This window comes from Desulfosalsimonas sp., from assembly GCF_055149105.1.
This window is the reverse complement of sequence record NZ_JBSRLA010000047.1, coordinates 1-16,680: the sequence shown is the minus strand read 5'-3', so window position 1 is coordinate 16,680 and position 16,680 is coordinate 1. Positions and strand designations below refer to the sequence as shown.

General features: G+C 53.6%; 17 protein-coding genes and 1 pseudogene. 13 read left to right on the top strand and 5 right to left on the bottom strand.

Annotated elements, in window-relative coordinates:
- Positions 1–495 precede the first annotated feature (495 nt).
- From ACTCIA_RS11800 to ACTCIA_RS11750, 11 genes are all read left to right on the top strand, one after another.
- Positions 496–2,184, top strand: a complete 1,689-nt coding sequence (locus tag ACTCIA_RS11800) for a sulfite exporter TauE/SafE family protein (RefSeq protein ID WP_463002018.1) — start codon at positions 496–498, stop codon at positions 2,182–2,184.
- A gap of 12 nt (positions 2,185–2,196) precedes the next feature.
- Complete coding sequence (locus tag ACTCIA_RS11795) at positions 2,197–2,793, top strand: hypothetical protein (RefSeq protein WP_463002017.1); 597 nt, start codon at positions 2,197–2,199, stop codon at positions 2,791–2,793.
- 14 nt (positions 2,794–2,807) lie between these two features.
- A complete protein-coding gene (locus ACTCIA_RS11790; protein WP_463002016.1) occupies positions 2,808–3,248 on the top strand; it encodes a hypothetical protein in 441 nt (146 codons plus the stop codon).
- Entirely contained in the window at positions 3,245–3,748 is a 504-nt protein-coding gene (locus ACTCIA_RS11785) for a 4Fe-4S dicluster domain-containing protein (protein ID WP_181552656.1), read from the top strand. The genes ACTCIA_RS11790 and ACTCIA_RS11785 overlap by 4 nt, the downstream gene beginning before the upstream one ends.
- 37 nt (positions 3,749–3,785) lie before the next feature.
- Positions 3,786–5,948, top strand: coding sequence for an NAD(P)-binding protein (locus ACTCIA_RS11780; RefSeq protein WP_463002015.1), 2,163 nt, complete (start codon positions 3,786–3,788; stop codon positions 5,946–5,948).
- A 45-nt stretch (positions 5,949–5,993) separates the two neighbouring features.
- On the top strand, positions 5,994–6,203 hold the full coding sequence (locus tag ACTCIA_RS11775; RefSeq protein ID WP_463002014.1) for a hypothetical protein: 210 nt from the start codon (positions 5,994–5,996) through the stop codon (positions 6,201–6,203).
- A 29-nt stretch (positions 6,204–6,232) separates the two neighbouring features.
- On the top strand, positions 6,233–6,994 hold the full coding sequence (locus tag ACTCIA_RS11770; protein ID WP_463002013.1) for a 2Fe-2S iron-sulfur cluster-binding protein: 762 nt from the start codon (positions 6,233–6,235) through the stop codon (positions 6,992–6,994).
- A 14-nt stretch (positions 6,995–7,008) separates the two neighbouring features.
- The gene (locus ACTCIA_RS11765) at positions 7,009–7,482 is read left to right on the top strand and encodes a ferritin-like domain-containing protein (RefSeq protein ID WP_463002012.1); all 474 of its coding nucleotides are present in this window, start codon (positions 7,009–7,011) and stop codon (positions 7,480–7,482) included.
- Between the two features lie 54 nt (positions 7,483–7,536).
- Positions 7,537–9,624, top strand: a complete 2,088-nt coding sequence (locus tag ACTCIA_RS11760) for a molybdopterin-dependent oxidoreductase (protein WP_463002011.1) — start codon at positions 7,537–7,539, stop codon at positions 9,622–9,624.
- A gap of 235 nt (positions 9,625–9,859) precedes the next feature.
- On the top strand, positions 9,860–10,465 hold the full coding sequence (locus ACTCIA_RS11755; RefSeq protein ID WP_463002010.1) for a DUF3786 domain-containing protein: 606 nt from the start codon (positions 9,860–9,862) through the stop codon (positions 10,463–10,465).
- A 12-nt stretch (positions 10,466–10,477) separates the two neighbouring features.
- Entirely contained in the window at positions 10,478–11,077 is a 600-nt protein-coding gene (locus ACTCIA_RS11750) for a hypothetical protein (RefSeq protein WP_463002009.1), read from the top strand.
- Between the two features lie 52 nt (positions 11,078–11,129).
- Here ACTCIA_RS11750 and ACTCIA_RS11745 read toward each other — a convergent pair whose 3' ends face one another.
- From ACTCIA_RS11745 to ACTCIA_RS11735, 3 genes are all read right to left on the bottom strand, one after another.
- Entirely contained in the window at positions 11,130–11,423 is a 294-nt protein-coding gene (locus ACTCIA_RS11745) for a putative quinol monooxygenase (RefSeq protein WP_463002008.1), read from the bottom strand.
- A gap of 39 nt (positions 11,424–11,462) precedes the next feature.
- Positions 11,463–12,875, bottom strand: a complete 1,413-nt coding sequence (mltF, locus tag ACTCIA_RS11740; protein ID WP_463002007.1) for a membrane-bound lytic murein transglycosylase MltF — start codon at positions 12,873–12,875, stop codon at positions 11,463–11,465.
- A gap of 101 nt (positions 12,876–12,976) precedes the next feature.
- Positions 12,977–13,252, bottom strand: a complete 276-nt coding sequence (locus ACTCIA_RS11735) for a hypothetical protein (protein WP_463002031.1) — start codon at positions 13,250–13,252, stop codon at positions 12,977–12,979.
- Between ACTCIA_RS11735 and ACTCIA_RS11730 the strand changes: the two genes are divergently transcribed.
- Positions 13,157–14,038, top strand: a complete 882-nt coding sequence (locus ACTCIA_RS11730) for a VanZ family protein (protein WP_463002030.1) — start codon at positions 13,157–13,159, stop codon at positions 14,036–14,038. The two genes, ACTCIA_RS11735 and ACTCIA_RS11730, sit on opposite strands and share 96 nt — an antisense overlap.
- 75 nt (positions 14,039–14,113) lie before the next feature.
- Here ACTCIA_RS11730 and ACTCIA_RS11725 read toward each other — a convergent pair whose 3' ends face one another.
- Entirely contained in the window at positions 14,114–14,530 is a 417-nt protein-coding gene (locus tag ACTCIA_RS11725; protein ID WP_463002006.1) for a PEP-CTERM sorting domain-containing protein, read from the bottom strand.
- A 389-nt stretch (positions 14,531–14,919) separates the two neighbouring features.
- Between ACTCIA_RS11725 and ACTCIA_RS11720 the strand changes: the two genes are divergently transcribed.
- The gene (locus ACTCIA_RS11720; protein ID WP_463002005.1) at positions 14,920–16,386 is read left to right on the top strand and encodes an IS1634 family transposase; all 1,467 of its coding nucleotides are present in this window, start codon (positions 14,920–14,922) and stop codon (positions 16,384–16,386) included.
- A 9-nt stretch (positions 16,387–16,395) separates the two neighbouring features.
- Here ACTCIA_RS11720 and ACTCIA_RS11715 read toward each other — a convergent pair.
- Positions 16,396–16,590: pseudogene (locus ACTCIA_RS11715) on the bottom strand (IS1634 family transposase); the annotation flags it as partial.
- Between the last annotated feature and the right edge of the window lie 90 nt (positions 16,591–16,680).

Below are 16,680 nucleotides of genomic sequence, written 5' to 3'. Positions count from 1 at the left end.
ATAATACACTTGCAAACTTTGTGCCAGCCATGCATAAAACTGTCATGCTGGCCGGAATATGGTTTTTTTCAATGGCTGCAGAAAACCGAACGAATCAAAACAACCTTTGACGGCCATATCCGGAGCATGTTTTGTGCATTTTTTTTACTGCAAACAAAGGAGATGCCTTTAACAGCAAGGCTGAAAACTTTGCACAACTTTACTGGCAGTGCAATAAAAAAAATACATTCACATGACTGCTTCCGCACTTTTTCTCTGGCGCCGGATCTGCCACCGGACTTGAAAAGCAGTTTAATTTTCTGAAATTTCCGGCATATTTCATCTTTGCGGGATTATTGCTGCACCCAAAAATAAACTCTTCACCTGGTATGATTATTGCTTGGGCACTTTCAATGTCTGCAGGTGCAGCCCATAAATACGGAACAGAACCAGGATGCATCAATAAAAACCATTAGAAGCTCACAGGAGGTGTACATGTCGGTACGCAGAAACAGAATGCAACTTTTTTGGATGGTAATTGCAGCCGCCCTTGTATGGTGCGCGCAGCCCGCCCTGGCACAGGTCCAGGCGGAAATCGAACAGCAGGAATACCTGGCCGGTGATACAGTGACCATTTCCGGCAAAATCGAGCCGGGAAACGATTTATACATTGCAATCGCTTCCCAGCGCAAATTTGCCCCCAACGAGGCCGGCGGCGTCAATGAAATCAAAAGCCTGAACGCCGCTGTGGAAAAAAACGCATTTGAGGCAGACACGTCAGTGCCTGTCCTTTATTACATGCTCACCAACAACCCCGGCCGCTTCGGGACGGTGGAGAAAAAGCGCTTTGGCGGCCCCTCATTTGTCAAGGGTATTTACAGCACCACCATGTTTAAGCTCTCTGACTGGCAGGGGCTGGACCAGGAAGCCAAAAGCATGCTCGGCCCCTTAAAAACTCCGGAAGAATGGGCGTTCTTCAAATACAACCATGAAAACAGTTATGGGATCAACACCATCACCAAGGAACGCACCCAGGTGGGCAAGGTCACCATTTTTGCCCGCAGCGTGCTCACAGACCATGAAAAAAGCGGCAATTACTGGGATGAAGGGACAACGATCGACCTGGACAAGACCACGGGCGAATTCACCGCCACGTTTGAGTCCTTCCGCCACACCCCGCCCGACACTGCCTTTAACGTGGTTGTCAACGGAGAGGAGATCGGCGAATATACCCTGGCCGGAAACGGCTTTTGGCTGTCCCTGGGCGGCCGGTACATGAACCCGCTCTGGATCATTCTCGGTGCAATTCTGGTGGGCGCATTTTTCTCGCTGATTGGTGCGGCCGGCGGCATGCTCATGGCCGCCTATCAGGTGATGGTGGTCAACACCATGGGACCTGTGGGCATCAACGCGGCCAACGTGCTTCGCCCTTCCAACGTGGCCCTGACCCTGTTTTCACCCCTGGGATCGTTTTACCGTTACGCGATCAAGGAACGGCGCGTGGCATGGCCCGTGGGACTATCCTTTGGCGTGGGCATTCTCATCGGCTCCATCTGGCTGGGCAAGTACGTAACCGAGGTGCTGCCGCTTGCCTCCTACAAGGAATGGCTCGCGGTGCTGGTGGTGATCATGGGCATCCGGACCCTGTATGAGCTCACCCCCCGTGCCATGAAAAAACGCCAGAACATCAAGGCCATGACCAAGAAGTTCAACGAGGAAGTCCAGAAGGCCAAGGAAGAAGGCCGGGCTGCCCGCATGGGCCGTATTGAGCCCATGTCTACCGGTGCCAACAAGCTGTTTAACTACCAGTTCAAGTTCTGGGGCGAGGACTTCAAGATCAACCCCTTGCTCTTCGGCATCATCGGTGTGGGTATCGGCATCATCGCCCGGGCTTTCGGCATCGGCGGCGGCTTTTTGCTCACCCCGATTATGACCATGATCGGCGCCCTGCCCATGTACGTGGCCGTGCCGGTTTCCCTGGTGGGAACCTGCTTTTCCAGTATCGGTTCCTTTATCGGGTACCTGTTAAACGGTTACCTGCCTGACCTCTGGATCGCCATCGCCATTATCATCGGCGGTTTTGTGGGCGGATACATCGGCAGCCGGATGCAGAAGATGTTTACCGAAGTACAGCTCAAGGTTATCCTGGCGGTTGTGCTGTTTTTCCTCTTCTTCCGGTTTTTCAAAATTGAAATCTGGATATAGGGTGTTTCAGCAATGATGGACGCACTCTGGATGTTTATTGTAACAATGGTACAGCATGCGCAGCAAGGGCTGGACATTTTGTTCAGCCCCCTGCACATGCTGGGCCCGACAGCTGCTGTGGCCGGCATTGCCGTGCTCACAGCAGCTGTTACCAGGGTGTTTGGAAAAAAGTTCAAGACAAAGCGTTACAAAGAACTGGAGCAAGAGTTTTACTATTGGTATGATGTCAAGCAGCAGGCACTTCAGCTAAAAGACGCGGATCCGGAAAAGGCCAAAGATCTGGGAAGAAACATTGACCAGGGACATCTCAACAAGGTTTACTATGATTTTTTTTTCGAAGGCTTCTTAAAGAACCTTTTGACAATGTATATCCCCCTGTTTCTGATGCTGGGATACGTCAATGCCACCTATGCGCCTGAAGCGCTGGAAGCCCTGACCGGCAGGACTTACCTGTTTATGCTTCCCTGGTTCAACGGTCAGCAGCACCCCATTGGTGCTGTCTTCTGGTTTGTCTGCTGTGTTTTGTTTTTTTATGTCGCCGCATTCGTTATCCGGATCAGGCTTGAAAAGAAACAAAACAGCACCGCTTCGGCGGAAAAGACAGTATAATGCAGTCTGTCCGAATGTTTACAGAATGGATGGATGCGGTATTTCCAGATTGGTATGCCCTGTTGTCCGCACTTCTTATGGGCGTCTTTGGCGTTATTGCCATTGGTATTGTGGTATGCGGCATTGCCCCGGACCTGTTGTTTGCCTGGCTACCCCCTGTCACAGCCTTTTGCGGCGCTGCGGCAGGCTACAGGTTCCGGGAAAAACGTTTTTCAGCCGGCAGCAAAGCCAACTGGCTGCTGGCCCTTGGCGCCGGAACAGGGCCGGCAATCGCAGCAGGCGTTCTGCAGGTCATCGTAGACCGGAATTTTTTTGGCACCCATCCATCCTTAATTCTGCTGGCTGTTTTTTTTGCCTGCGGAATTTTCGGCGCGGCCGGCGGGCAATGGCTGTGCCGCAGATATGAAATGATTGACCAAAACCGCCCGGCAACAAAGGAGTCTCCGAAATCATGAGCAAATACTACCTGTTTCAGGATCAAAAACGATGCATCGGCTGCATGGCCTGTGTGGCGGCATGCAAAAGCCGGCAGGCCCTTCCCAGGGGCCCGTTTCCATCCCTGGTGGTCGCAGTCGGCCCCCGGCGGGTGGGCAACCTGCCCAGAACCGCCTATACCTTCATGCCATGTTTTCACTGTGAAAATCCGTGGTGCGTGGCAGCCTGCCCGACCGGTGCCATGCGCCCCCGCACAGAAGACGGCATTGTCACAGTGGATCCGGATCTTTGCGTTGGATGCAAAACATGCATATCCGCCTGTCCATGGGGGGCGCCGCAGTGGAATCCGGAAACCGGCAAGGCAGTCAAGTGCGACTACTGCTACGAACGGGTCGAAGCGGGCCTGGAACCGGCCTGCGTGACGGTGTGCCCGACAAAATGTCTTTATTTCGGCACCCCGGATGAAATCCCGGAAGTCAGGCGGGAACGTTACGCCAGGGCCCGGGCCCAGGACTTATAACCAGGATTTATAACCGGACCAGCACAAGGCGGTTGAGATGGATTCCCAAACCTGCAATGTAAAAAAACTGCACGATCAAATCGAGCAGACCTTAAATGACGGATCGCTGACTCATCCCCGCTGCCGACAGCGGGCCACTGAGATTTTCGATCTGGTCCACGATGTTTCCCAGGGCCTGGCCGGCGACGATCACTTGGACAGCATTCTGGAACTTGCCCAAAACCTGGCGGATGAGGGCCTGACGCCGGCCTGCCGGGAATTGGGCGAGCATGTGACGGCATTTGTGGATCAGCACCAGGAAGAGTTTATAAGCCACATCCGCACTCATACCTGCCCCACCGGCAAATGCCCCATGCTGACCCCGGCGCCCTGCCAGATGGCTTGTCCCGCAGGTATTGACATTCCATCATATGTGACCCTGGTGGGTCAGGGCAAATATGCAGAAGCCATTTCCGTAATCCGCAGGGACAACCCTTTCCCCTGGGTATGCGGCCTGGTGTGCACACACCCCTGCGAATTCATGTGCGTGCGGGGCCGGATGGACAAATCCATTGCAATCATGGATTTAAAAGGATTTGCTGCCGAAAAGGCCATGTCCGCCCATAGCTACCAGAACCCGGAACCCGGACCGGACAACGGCCGCAAAATCTGCATCATCGGCGCGGGCCCCGGCGGATTGACCGCTGCCTATTATCTTGCCCTTCGGGGATACCGGGTGACGGTGATCGAGGCCCTTCCCGTGGCCGGCGGTATGATGATGGTCGGGATTCCCAGATACCGGCTGCCCCGGGAGGTCATTGACCGGGAAGTGGCCATGATCGAATCGCTCGGAGTGGAAATCCGGCTCAACACCCGGCTGGGAAAAGATGTCACCATTGAATCGCTTCGCTCCGAGGGGTTTGAAGGCTTTCTGCTGGCCATTGGCGCTCATGGTTCCTACAAGCTGATGATTCCCGGAGAAGACGATTATGAAGGCGTCATTCCGGCCGTGTCGTTTCTGCGGCGTGTAAGCCTTGGCGATCACCGGCGGCCCGGCAAAAAAGTGGCCGTGGTCGGCGGCGGCAACGTGGCCATTGACGCGGCCCGTACCTGCCTGCGCCTGGGCTGCGAAAGAGTGACCATTCTTTACCGTCGGACCCATGATCAGATGCCGGCCCATCACGAGGAAGTTGTGGAAGCTGAAGAAGAAGGCGTGGTCTTTTCTTACCTGACCATCCCCAAGCAGATCCAGGGAGCCGACGGCCGTGCCACCGGCATTGTCTGCGTACGCGCCGAACTGAGCGAACCCGATGATTCCGGCCGCCGGCGTCCGGTCCCGGTGGAGGGAAGCGAGCACGTCATTGAAGCAGACGTCATTATCCCGGCCATCGGCCAGGAAATCCGACCCCAGGGCCTTGAGGCGCTGGAAGAGGTGGACTGGACCCGACGCAATACCATCCGGGTTCACACGGTGACCATGCAAACCAACCAGCAGGGGGTTTTTGCTGTTGGCGATGCGGTTACCGGACCGGCAACCGTGGTGGAAGCCATTGCCGGGGGCAAAAAGGCCGCCTCGGCCATCCACCGTCACTTTGAAGGCATTGCCCAGCCGGCCCTGCCGCGGGTTCCGGTCCGCCGCAGGCGCCTGCCCCACTTTGACCTTCCCGCTTCTTTGAAAACGGACCTGGACCGGCCGAAAATGCATCAATTAAGTAATGACCGGCGACGCATTACTTTCCAGCAGGTACACCTGGGATTCGATGAGCAGCAGGCCCATGAAGAGTCCAAGAGATGTCTGCGCTGTGACATCTGCATTCGCTGCGGCCGGTGTGTGGAAATCTGCCGGGACAAGATGGGAATTGAAGCGCTCTGCCTGGGATACCTGGATTTCGACAACCCCGGCCCTACGGATCTGCGGATCACTGCCGAGCGCTGCATCGCATGCGGTGCCTGTTCCACCAACTGCCCCACCGGGGCCATGCAGATGACAGACCGCGACGGTTACCGGGAGCTTTCCCTGTGCGGGACGGTGTTAAACCGTCTGCAGCTTGAATACTGCGAAGTCTGCGGCGCCGTGCTCGGCCCGGCCCGATACCATGATTATATTGTCAAACGCGTGCGGGATGTCAGCCCCACGTCAAACGGCAGACGCATATGCCTGGAATGTGCCAGGCGCCAAAGCGGCGGGCAGCATGCGGAAATCACTCCGCCGCCCAGATAGTCACACTCGGCAAAATGCCCGCAATCCCGTCAGGAGGTACGGATCATGACATTTCGACAGGGCCAGAAAGTGGAAATTTTTCAACGCTCCACCGACGAAAGCTGGGAAGATTACATGGAGGCATTTATCGGGCTCCACGGCATTATCACGGATCCGGATGTCAGCAAAAACGACCCGGATGCGTTAATCGAGGTAAGCCTGGATGAAAAAGGCACGCACCGGCTGCCCCAGGACTGCCTGCGCATCATTGAATAATAGGCACGCACCTGCGGGGGAAAAAAACAATGGTTGAAATCACCGTCAATAACCAAAAAATCCAGGCGGATCCGGAAAAACGACTCATCGACCTCCTTCGCAAACAGGGCATCGATGTACCGGCCTTATGCTACCATCCAGCCCTTTCTCCTGCCGGGGCCTGTAAGCTCTGCGCCGTGGAAGTGATGGTGCCGGGCAAGCCTTCACAGGTCAAACTGTCCTGCATAACCAAGCCTGTTGAAGGCATGGAGGTCATCACGGACAACGAGCGCGTGCAAAAAGCACGCACCACTGCCTTTCGAAATCTTGCCAAATATGCGCCCGAAGCACCGGCAATATGGAAACTGGCGGAAAAGCACGGCATTGACATGGGCTCACCCCCGGATGAATGCATCCGATGCCGGCTCTGCGTGCGCGCCTGCAAGGAACTGGTGGGTGCCAACGCCTTAAAAATGGAAAAACGCAACGGGATCTCCTATGTTGTGCCCAGGCCCGAAAACCAATGTATCGGGTGCGGCACCTGTGTGAACATGTGTCCCACAGGCGTGATCCATCAGAAGGATGAAAACGGACTTCGCATCATTTCCATCCGCGACGAGGTGATCGGTCAGAACCCGCTGCTGCAATGCGAAGCCTGCGGCCGCTATTTTGCCACGCCAAAATTCATGAGCCGGGTGGAGAACAGAACCGATGATCATCCACACGTCAAGGAGCATCACCGATACTGTCCAACATGCGCGAAACTGTTGTCCGACCGGATAAAAAGCGCCTCGCGCATCAAACGGATGTAACACCGGAGGAAATCATGACAGAGGTCAGCTGCAGATCCATGCACGATGTGGTGGCATTTGCCATCACCCGGGAGGAAAAGGCCCGGGACTTTTACCGCGACTGTGCAAATTCTGCCAAAAACAAAGGCATTAAAGAATTTTTCCGGGAAATGGCCGAGGAAGAATCGCGGCATCGCCAGCTTCTGGCGGACCTGGATCTGAGTGCGGAAAAGCCTTTTTCCGACCTGGACGAACACGGCAACGTCAGGGACCTGCACCTGAGCGATTTTATGATCGATGTCCGGTTTTCACCGGAGATCGGCTATCAGGAGGCCCTTGCCATGGCCATGAAAAAAGAGGAAAAGGCGCATGCCTTTTATGAGGCCTGGAAAGGCCGGTGCGCCAGCGAAAAGTCCGAAAAGCTTTTTTCGTTTCTGGCCGAAGAGGAACTCAGGCACAAACGCCGGCTTGAGGAAATTTATGACAGTGAAATCCTTCAGGAAGGATGACATACTCAACAATTTGAGCGTTTGCGGTTTTATGGACAAAAGGAGACAATGGATATGACGACAGAGAACGTTTACACAATCTGCGGGATGTGCACTGTTCGATGCCCCATGGTGGCGGAAGTGGAAAACAGCAACATCCGGTTTCTTCGCGGCAATCCCAATGCTCCGGGCATGAAAACCTCCCTTTGCGCGCGGGGTGTGGCCGGAAAAGCCCTGATCAATGATAATGAACGCATCCGCCATCCCATGATCCGCGACGGTCAGCGGGGTGAGGGAAAATGGCGGAAAGTCAGCTGGGAAGAGGCCCTGGACTATACCGCGGAGAAGTTAAAAGGCGTGGTGGATAACCACGGCCCCCGGGGCGTGGCCTTATCCGACCGGGGCGGACCGTTTCGGGATTTCCACCGGGCGTTTTTAAGGGGCCTGGGATCGCCCAACTATGTCAATCATGACTCCTCCTGCGCCCGAAATGTCCAGCACGCCGCCAAATCCGTCAGCGGCGCGGGACGCAAGGACGTGGCCTATGATTACAGAAATGCCAAACACGTGATTCTGCAGATGCGCAACGTGTTTGAAGCCATCGGGGTCCAGGAGGTCAATGACCTGACCGATGCCATGAATGAAGGCTGCCGGCTGACCGTCATTGATATCCGGGCCAATGTGTCGGCCACCAAGGCGGACCGGTTTTTCATGGTTCGGCCGGGAACCGACTATGCCTTTAACCTTGCGGTCATCAACGAGCTGCTCACAAAAGACCTTTACAACAAGGATTTTGCCCGCAAATACATCCAGGACCTGGAAGCCCTCAAATCCTTTGCCAAGGATTACACACCGGAATGGGCGGAAACCGAAACCGGTGTGCCGGCCGCCCAGATTCGTTCCTTTGTCCATCAGCTGGCAAAGGATGCCCCGGCCGTGCTCTGGCATCCGGGGTGGATGATGGCCCGGTATGACACCACCTTTTATTTGTGCCGCTCCATTTACATCATCAACGCCCTGCTGGGCTCCTACGGCGCCAAAGGCGGCCTGCCCTTTGTCAACAAACCCAAGGACGCAGGCTATTCCGGTCTGAAAAAATTTATGGATCTGTTTGAAAAGCCCAAGGAAAAACGCGCAGACGGCGTGGGCTGGCGATACACCCACTTTGACGAGGGCCCGGGGATGGCCCACCTGCTCTACGAAGCCATGGAAACCGGAGATCCGTACCCGGTAAAGGGCTATATCGCCTTTCGGCATGACCCGTTGATGGCTTATCCCGAGCCGGACCGGCTCAGACAGATCTTTGACAACCTGGACCTGCTGGTATCGGTGACCTTTACCTGGTGTGACACGGCATGGTATGCTGATGTTGTGCTGCCTCTGTCCCCTTATCTGGAACGCGACAGTGTACTTGCCGCAAAAAATGCCCTACAGCCCTATTTCTTCATGCGCCGCCGGGCGGTTGAGCCCCGGTTTGACACCAAGGCCTGCTGGGAAATCTTTTCCGGCCTGGCCCGGCGTCTGGGCATAAACGATCTGACCTATGACAAAATCGAAGACGTATGGAACTACCAGCTCCAGGGCACAGGGGTTTCCATTGAGGATTTTAACGAAACCGGCATGGTCAAGTTAACCAAAGGGCCGATTTACAAGGACCGGGACAACTTGAAATTCGGCACAAAAAGCGGAAAATTCGAAATTATATCCCAAAAGCTCGAAGACCTGGGAATACCATCCCTGAAACCCTATGAATCCGCTGACAGCCCGCCGGAAGGCTCTTTCCGCCTCACATTCGGCCGCTGTGCCCAGCACACCCAGGGCCATACGGTCAACAATCCGGTCCTGGGCGAACTGGTGCCCGAAAACGTGCTCTGGATCAATACCCGGGAAGCGGAAAAACTGCATATTGAAAACAATGAGACTGTCAATGTTTCAAATAACGGTTACACCGAGCAGATCAAGGCAAAGGTGACCGATTTTATCCACCCGGAAGCCGTGTTCGTGCTGCACGGGTTCGGCCACAAACTGCCGGTGGAAAGCCGCGCCTACGGCAAGGGACTGGCTGACAACAAGTTCATGCCGGGTGCCCTGAAAAAATGGGATCCTGTGGGCGGCGCTGTTGCCCTGCAGGAAAATTTTGTGAAAGTAACCAAGATAAAATAAGCATCTTTTCATTGCCATCAGCCCGGGGCTGTACACTTTGGGGCCCTGGGCTGATTTCCTTTTCCATGGCCCCGGAGGCCCGGACAGGGCATCCCTTGCCTTGCCGTTGTGCCCCGTCTTTTAAACCAAAGCCTGCCCTTCGGCCTGCCATCATCTGCGCTTTATCCTGCTGCCGGAATATGATATATATATTTTCATCCGAATTTATCACTTAACCCGCAAGATGGAGCCGGTCATGACTGACAATTATGAAAAAATCGTCATGGACAATCTCCGGCGCCTGTATGCGGATCTGCCCGCCGATCTTGCCGACAGGCTGCCGGCAGAAAAGCGGGGCAGCCGGTTTAGCTTCCCGGCATTCGGCCGGACTTGCACCATATCCCCTGACGGCATTGACATGGACGGCCGCAAATGCCCCTCCGTGCTTGGAATTCTGATATCCCTGTATGCCATCAACGCCTCTGATGAACCATTGACTGCCGAACCGTTTTGCGCCTTTAAACAACTGCCCGGCAGCATGCCCTATTCAGGCGCATTTGCCACGCACACCGAACAGATCCTGGTTCCCAGGGTCGAAGATATGGATAAGGCCCGGCCCCGTATCCGGGATCAACTCTCCGGGAGGGATGCGCCTGCGGAAGTGAGCGGCGATTTTGCATTCGTGGTACACCCGCTTCCCAAAATCGCCTTGTGCTATATTGTCTATAAAGCTGACGAGGATTTCCCGGCTTCAGTGACCTGCCTGTTTTCCGCCAATGCGCATCGGTTTCTGCCAACAGATGCCCTGGCGGACACAGGAGAATATACATCAAAAAAAATTCTTGAGATCACAGACAAATAGTCCGGGGCCGCCATGAACGACTACCAGATGGAACAGCACGAGGCGCTGCAAATCGTACGCCGGCACATGCATCAAATTCCGCCTGCCGATCTGGACCAACAGATCACCGCCTATTTGGAATTCCGGCAGAAAACCGCCCGGTTCTACAAAAATCACATAGAGCCGGTATGCACAAAAAAATGCTTTAAAACCGACATCAGCGGCTGCTGCACCAAAGACGGCATTATCGTGTTTTTTGCAGACGTGGTCATCAATGCCCTCCAGTCCACAACCCCCCAGCTCGACAGACTCGAACAGGCCATTGCCTCCCCGGCTTTTGCGGGAAAATGCATTTTCCTGACCCAAAACGGGTGCCTCTGGCAGGTCAAGCCCATTGTCTGCGAAATGTTTGTCTGCCATCCCGCCAGACAGGAGGCATTTGCCGCCATCCCGTCCAAAGCCCGGGAGTGGAAGGACCTGGAGCAGGAACGAAAAACCTTTACCTGGCCGGACCAGCCGGTATTGTTTGAACGCCTGGAGCGTTTTTTTCTAAACCTTGGCCAGCGCTCAACGCTCATGCACATTCACAACAGCCCCGGGCTGCTGCGGGTCAAACAGAATCGCGGCAGATAAACCCTGCCGGGCCGCATTTGCTGCCGGCCCGGCGAGCCCGTCTTTTGCTGTCTCAGACCGATTCAATCTCCTCATAGAGGGTAATTTCAGGCTTTGCAGCCCCGAATTCGGCCACTTTGGACATGAACTCCTTGAAATGCGGGGTGGAGCTGTGGGAGCTTACCGCATCCATGTCTTTATAGCGCTCGATAAAAACCAGGGTATTGGGATCCTGATCACTGACATTGACACTATAGAAAAGGGTGCCTTCCTCGTTGGCCACTTCCTTCATCAAATTCCGGATCACTTCCAGGGCTTGCTGCTTTTTTTCCGGCACAACCGGAATTTTGGCGATAACGGCGATCATTGCGCTTCCTCCTTGTTGTTGAATCAAACGATTGGCATCCTATCTGCTGCTGGTCTGCCTGGAATTGCCGGCATTGTAGAGATCATTTCTCAGGATGTGCTGATATTCCCGGATGTTTTTAACATACCGCACCGGCTCATAACCCCGGGCATAACCGTATTTCAGGTCTTTGTAATACTGCTTGTCCGCCAGCAGGGGCAGCACCTGCTTTAGATCTCGCCATGAATGGGGATTTAACCCAAACTGCCGGGCCAGCACCTGTGCGTCGTGCAAATGGCCCCGCCCCACATTGTAGGCCGCCAAAGCCAGCCAGGTCAGGTCCGGTTCGGTGACTTTTTCACTGAACCTTTTTTTGAGCCGGGCCAGGTACTTGGCGCCGCCGAAAATGCTTTGTCTGGGATCCAGGCGGTTGGACACCCCCATTTCCCTGGCTGTTGTCAGCGTCAGCATCATGATGCCGCGAACACCCGTGGGGCTGACGGCATGGGGATTCCAGTGGGACTCCTGGTAGGCCTGGGCCGCAAGCAGGTCAAAGGGCAGATCGTATTTTTCCGCAGCCTTGCGGAAATACTCCCGGTACTTTGGAAACCGCGCCTGAATCCGCCGCAGGTATCGCATGGTGTCCACATAATCAAAGGCCTCGAAAAAACCATAGTACTTTTCATGGACCTGATCCATCTGACCGGTCTGCTCAAAATCCTTCATCCATTTGCCAATGGCCCCGGCCAGATCCCGCCTGCGGGGTGCCATGGCCCATCCCAGTTCCTGGGCCCGGCCCAGGTTAATGGGCGCAATCAGTTGCGGGTAATAACGCCGGTTGATATCCACGATATTGGAATCGGCAATGGTGCAGTCAATATTGGCCGCCCACACATCAAAAAGAAGCTGTTCGGTGGCCTGATCCTGTGCCTCCTCCCACTGCAGGTCGGGATATTGGGTGTCCTTGAGATGCGTCAGCCGTTCAACGTAACTGCTGCTGGCAATGACAACAATCTCAATGCCAAGCAGATCTTCAACGGATTCGGGTTGAATGCGGTCCCGCCTGGTGACCACCTGGGGGGTGATTTCCTGGTATGGCGGAGAGAACCGGAACTTTTTCTCCCGGGCCTCGGTAATGCTCAAACCCGCGGCCGCCAGGTCCCCTTTACCTTCTTCCAGGTCGCTTAAGACCTGATCAATGGTATGGCATATCCTGTATTCCGCCTCCACTCCGAGAAACTCTGCAAAAGATTCAACAAGATCATATTCCGGACCTGTGGGCCGTCCTGTTTGATCAATATAATAGGTGGTGGGTGCATTGCGGGTCAACACAACCAGTTTGCCGCTGTTTTTGATTTCCGCCAGGGACCGGGAGGGCATGGCGCCGGTTAATTGATCGCAGCCGCACAAAAACAAAACAACAAGGCATGCCGCAAAAGTTGTGCAGCCGGTCCGGCTGTTTTTTAAAAACAAAAACCCCTCCTCCCCCTGTCTGACGGTAGCGATTGGTTACCGGTGTATGAAAACCGTTTTTTCATCATCATAATTAACTATATCGCGAATCAGTTTTATTTTCAAGCTCCTGCAAATTTATCCTTGCCCGAACCGGCAATAACCAATAAAAGCAAAGACTGCAAGCCTTGTCCCTGCTCTGAAATGTCCATGGCTTTAAATGACTCCCGGGAGATGGCGCCTTGATACGGAAACGAACAGACATTTTCTGTGCTGTTGTCTTTTCCGCCGGCATAGCCGGCATGCTCAGCCCGTCGCAAAACGCCGGGCCAGGTCTTCGATCCGTGCAGGAATTCTGGAACCTTGGCCACGCGGTGCTTTTTTTTCTCATGGGGCATCTGATTTACAGTTTCTCCCCTGGCCTGTTCTTGCGGCGTTTACGGTGCCAGGCCCTGGTTCTGGGGGCATCGGTTCTGGCTGCAGGAAGCGTCATTGAGCTTGTCCAGGCCATGATTCCCGGCAGATTCCCCTCGTTTTCAGACATCCTTGTCAACCTTGGGGGTGCCGGTATATACCTGTTTTGGAAAAACCGGAACAAAACCGGCAAAAAAACCATCCCATATGCAGCAATTGCCTGTATCATCGCATTGATTTCCTGGCCGTTTGTCCGGGCCGTGTCAGACGATATAACAGCAATCCGTCAATTTCCCGTCCTGGCAGATTTTGAGACACCCTTTGAGGCCAGCCGCTTCAAAAGTGATACAGCAGACTATAAAATCACATCCCAAAGGGCCTTTCACGGAAAGCACAGCCTGAGGCTCCGGCTTGACGCAGACAATACCTATAGCGGGATTTTCCTGCATTACATGCCCCGCAACTGGCAATCTTTTTCCAGGCTCGGGTTTGCCGTTTACAACCCGCAATCCGGCCCGATCCGTTTGACCGCACGCATACACGACACAGCCCATGAAAATCTGCCATCCCAGCAGGTTTCAGACCGCTTCAACAAATCGTTTCTTCTGACCCCGCAAACCTGGACCGAAGTGGAAATAGACCTTACAGACGTGCGCCACGCGCCCCTGGAGCGTCAAATGGATCTCAAGGAAATTTTTGCCTTTGGGGTGTTTGTGACAAACCCGGCCAAAGACACAACTTTGTTTTTCGACCGGATTGTGCTCAAGTGACCACACAAAACAGGGCGGAGCCTTTTTCAGACCCCGCCCTGTGCGGCAGTTGCTTTTTGGTTTTTTACAAACAGACTAGTTCCTGCGCTTGAGTCTGCCCCTGGTCAATCCCCCAAGCCCGGCCAGGCCGATTCCCACCAGCAGCATGCTTGCAGGCTCCGGCACCGGTGCCGGCCCGGAGGAAACCGGTTCGGTGTTATAACCACCAAAATCGGTATTTTCCGGCCCCTCACCGCCGCCTGCAGCCCCGCGTACGGGAGTAAAGGAACCGGGGCTGCCGGTACCGGATGTCCCGGCCGAATTCAGGCTGTAGACGCCATAGGCATTTGACCGGCCGGCGATGTAAAAATTCACACCGCCAAGCGGGGACCTGTAGGCGCCCGTACCCGTAGCGCCTGTTTCTTCCTCATCAACTGCACTTTCATCGGGATTTGTACCGGAATTGTTGTAACCCGATGCATCAGCGACATACAGAGCAACATCAAAATCCAATCCGTTGTTTGAATCCCCGGCTGCGGCCGGATAATTTTCAAAATCACTCCACAATTGAGCCGTTGTCAATTGTGCCGGAAGGTTTCCGGAAACCATCCCGGCGGGATTTTCCCACCCGGCCAACAGCGACGATGTGCTGTGTGCATCCCTTTGGTATGACCATTGCCTTTCATATTCAAAAAAACCATTATAACTCACATTTCGCTTGTTGCGTGTGTGGTTTTAAGAATTTTAAAAATCAACGAAAATCGAAGAAAATTTCTAAAAAAAGCTGATAAACAATCATTTTAAAACTCTCGTAGCCCATAACTGCCCATAATCATTGAAAATATCGCTAGACTTTTTTCTAGTTGCATAATAGAGTTCCTATAACCTCTGGAGCTCTATATATGCCTAAAAATATTGTTAAAAATGTAACCACCCGGGCTGTGGGGTTCGCACCGATCCTGCGCTATTTTTTCGATCAGTGCGGCATTGCCGAAATCATTGACAAGCATATCCCAACAGATCCACGGCGGAAAGTGTTAACCCATGGCGAAGCCAGCATTGCCATGATTACAGGCATCTTGTTCCAGGTCATGCAGCTTTACCGGATTTGCCGCTTTGCCAGAGAAACCACCGTGTTGAAGGTATTGCTGCCCAATATTGAGCCCCATCAATACTTTGACGACCGCCTGGCCGATACCCTTGATGCTTTGTACCGCTACGGCCTCGGCAACCTTGAGATGATGATGACCCGGCAAATGATCTCCTCCTTTAATATCCGAACAGATATCTGCCATAATGACACTACCACTGCCTCTGTTTACGGCGACTACAACAACAGGCTGGCCCCTGATACCATTCACATCACCTTCGGGTTTAACAAAAAACACCGCGACGATCTGAAACAACTGGTCTGGTCTCTATCCGTGAGCTCCGACAGCGCCTTTCCCTTGTTCCAGCAGGCCTACAGCGGCAACAGGGCCGATGTCACCACCTATGTTGAACAGTGGCTGCATTTGATCGATCTCCTGGAAGACCGGTCGTTTCTTTATGTCGGCGACGCCAAGCTCGCCAGCCGCGAAAACCTGGCCTACATCCACGATCATGACGGCTTTTTCCTTGCCCCACTGCCCATGTATGAATCCTATAAAGCCGCTCTTCACAATGCCATTGACCATCATGATCACGAGCTTTTGCTACCACACAAAGGCCGCTTCAACCGCGGTTTTGAAGTCGCGCTGCCCATTGAATACCAAGGTAAATCCTATCCCTTCCGGATGATTGTCCTCTATGATCAGTCCTTGTTCAAACGAAAACGCAAAACCCTGGAAAACCGCATCGAAAAAACCAAAGCCGCATTTGATGAGCTGACCGGTAAGCTCAACAAATACCAGCTCAAAACCCGGCAGGCCATTGAGACGGCTTGCCAAAAAATCCTAAAGAAAAACCAAACAGCCGATTTCTTCACGTACCGTATCAAAAACCAGCCGGTTGTCACCTACAAGAACAAGCGCAGAGGCCGCCAGCCGAAAAACGGGCAAGGTCAAAAAGTGGCCGTGACAACCGATCACTTCAGAGTCGAGCTTGTCTTTAACCCCGAGGCTTTTGAAAAAGTTCTTGACCGGTGCGGCTATTACCCGCTGGTAACCAACAACTCCTGCCAGGAATTGCCAGTTGAGGCTGCAATGAAAGCCCACAAGGACCAATACAAGGTCGAGCATACCAACCGCCGGGCCAAGGGCAGCTATCGCCTTGAACCCATATATATCCATACGCCCCAGCGGATTGAGGCCTATCTGTTTCTGTTTAAAATCGCCTTGCAAGTCGTCGGCCTCATTGAACGAAATGCCAGGGCCAGCATTACAACCTGAATTCCCGTGTTATTGTAACGAGGTTGGAGGCGTAACGCCCAATTTAGTGTAAAAATCCATCTGCCGTTTCGTTATTTCTCCAACCTGCAGTTGTTGCCCCGGCATTTCAAAGCACTCAATGATGTCGAGATCATCCAATACCTCCTGCATCGTATGATGCTTGAACAAATTATTTTCCTGCATTTTTTTTGTAATATAGTGCCTGTCCAATAAAAGAAAACTCATTAAAATAATTAAGAAAAATTAAAAATCAGGCTTGCGAAAGTTTTTCATTTATGATATAGGTGCTTATGT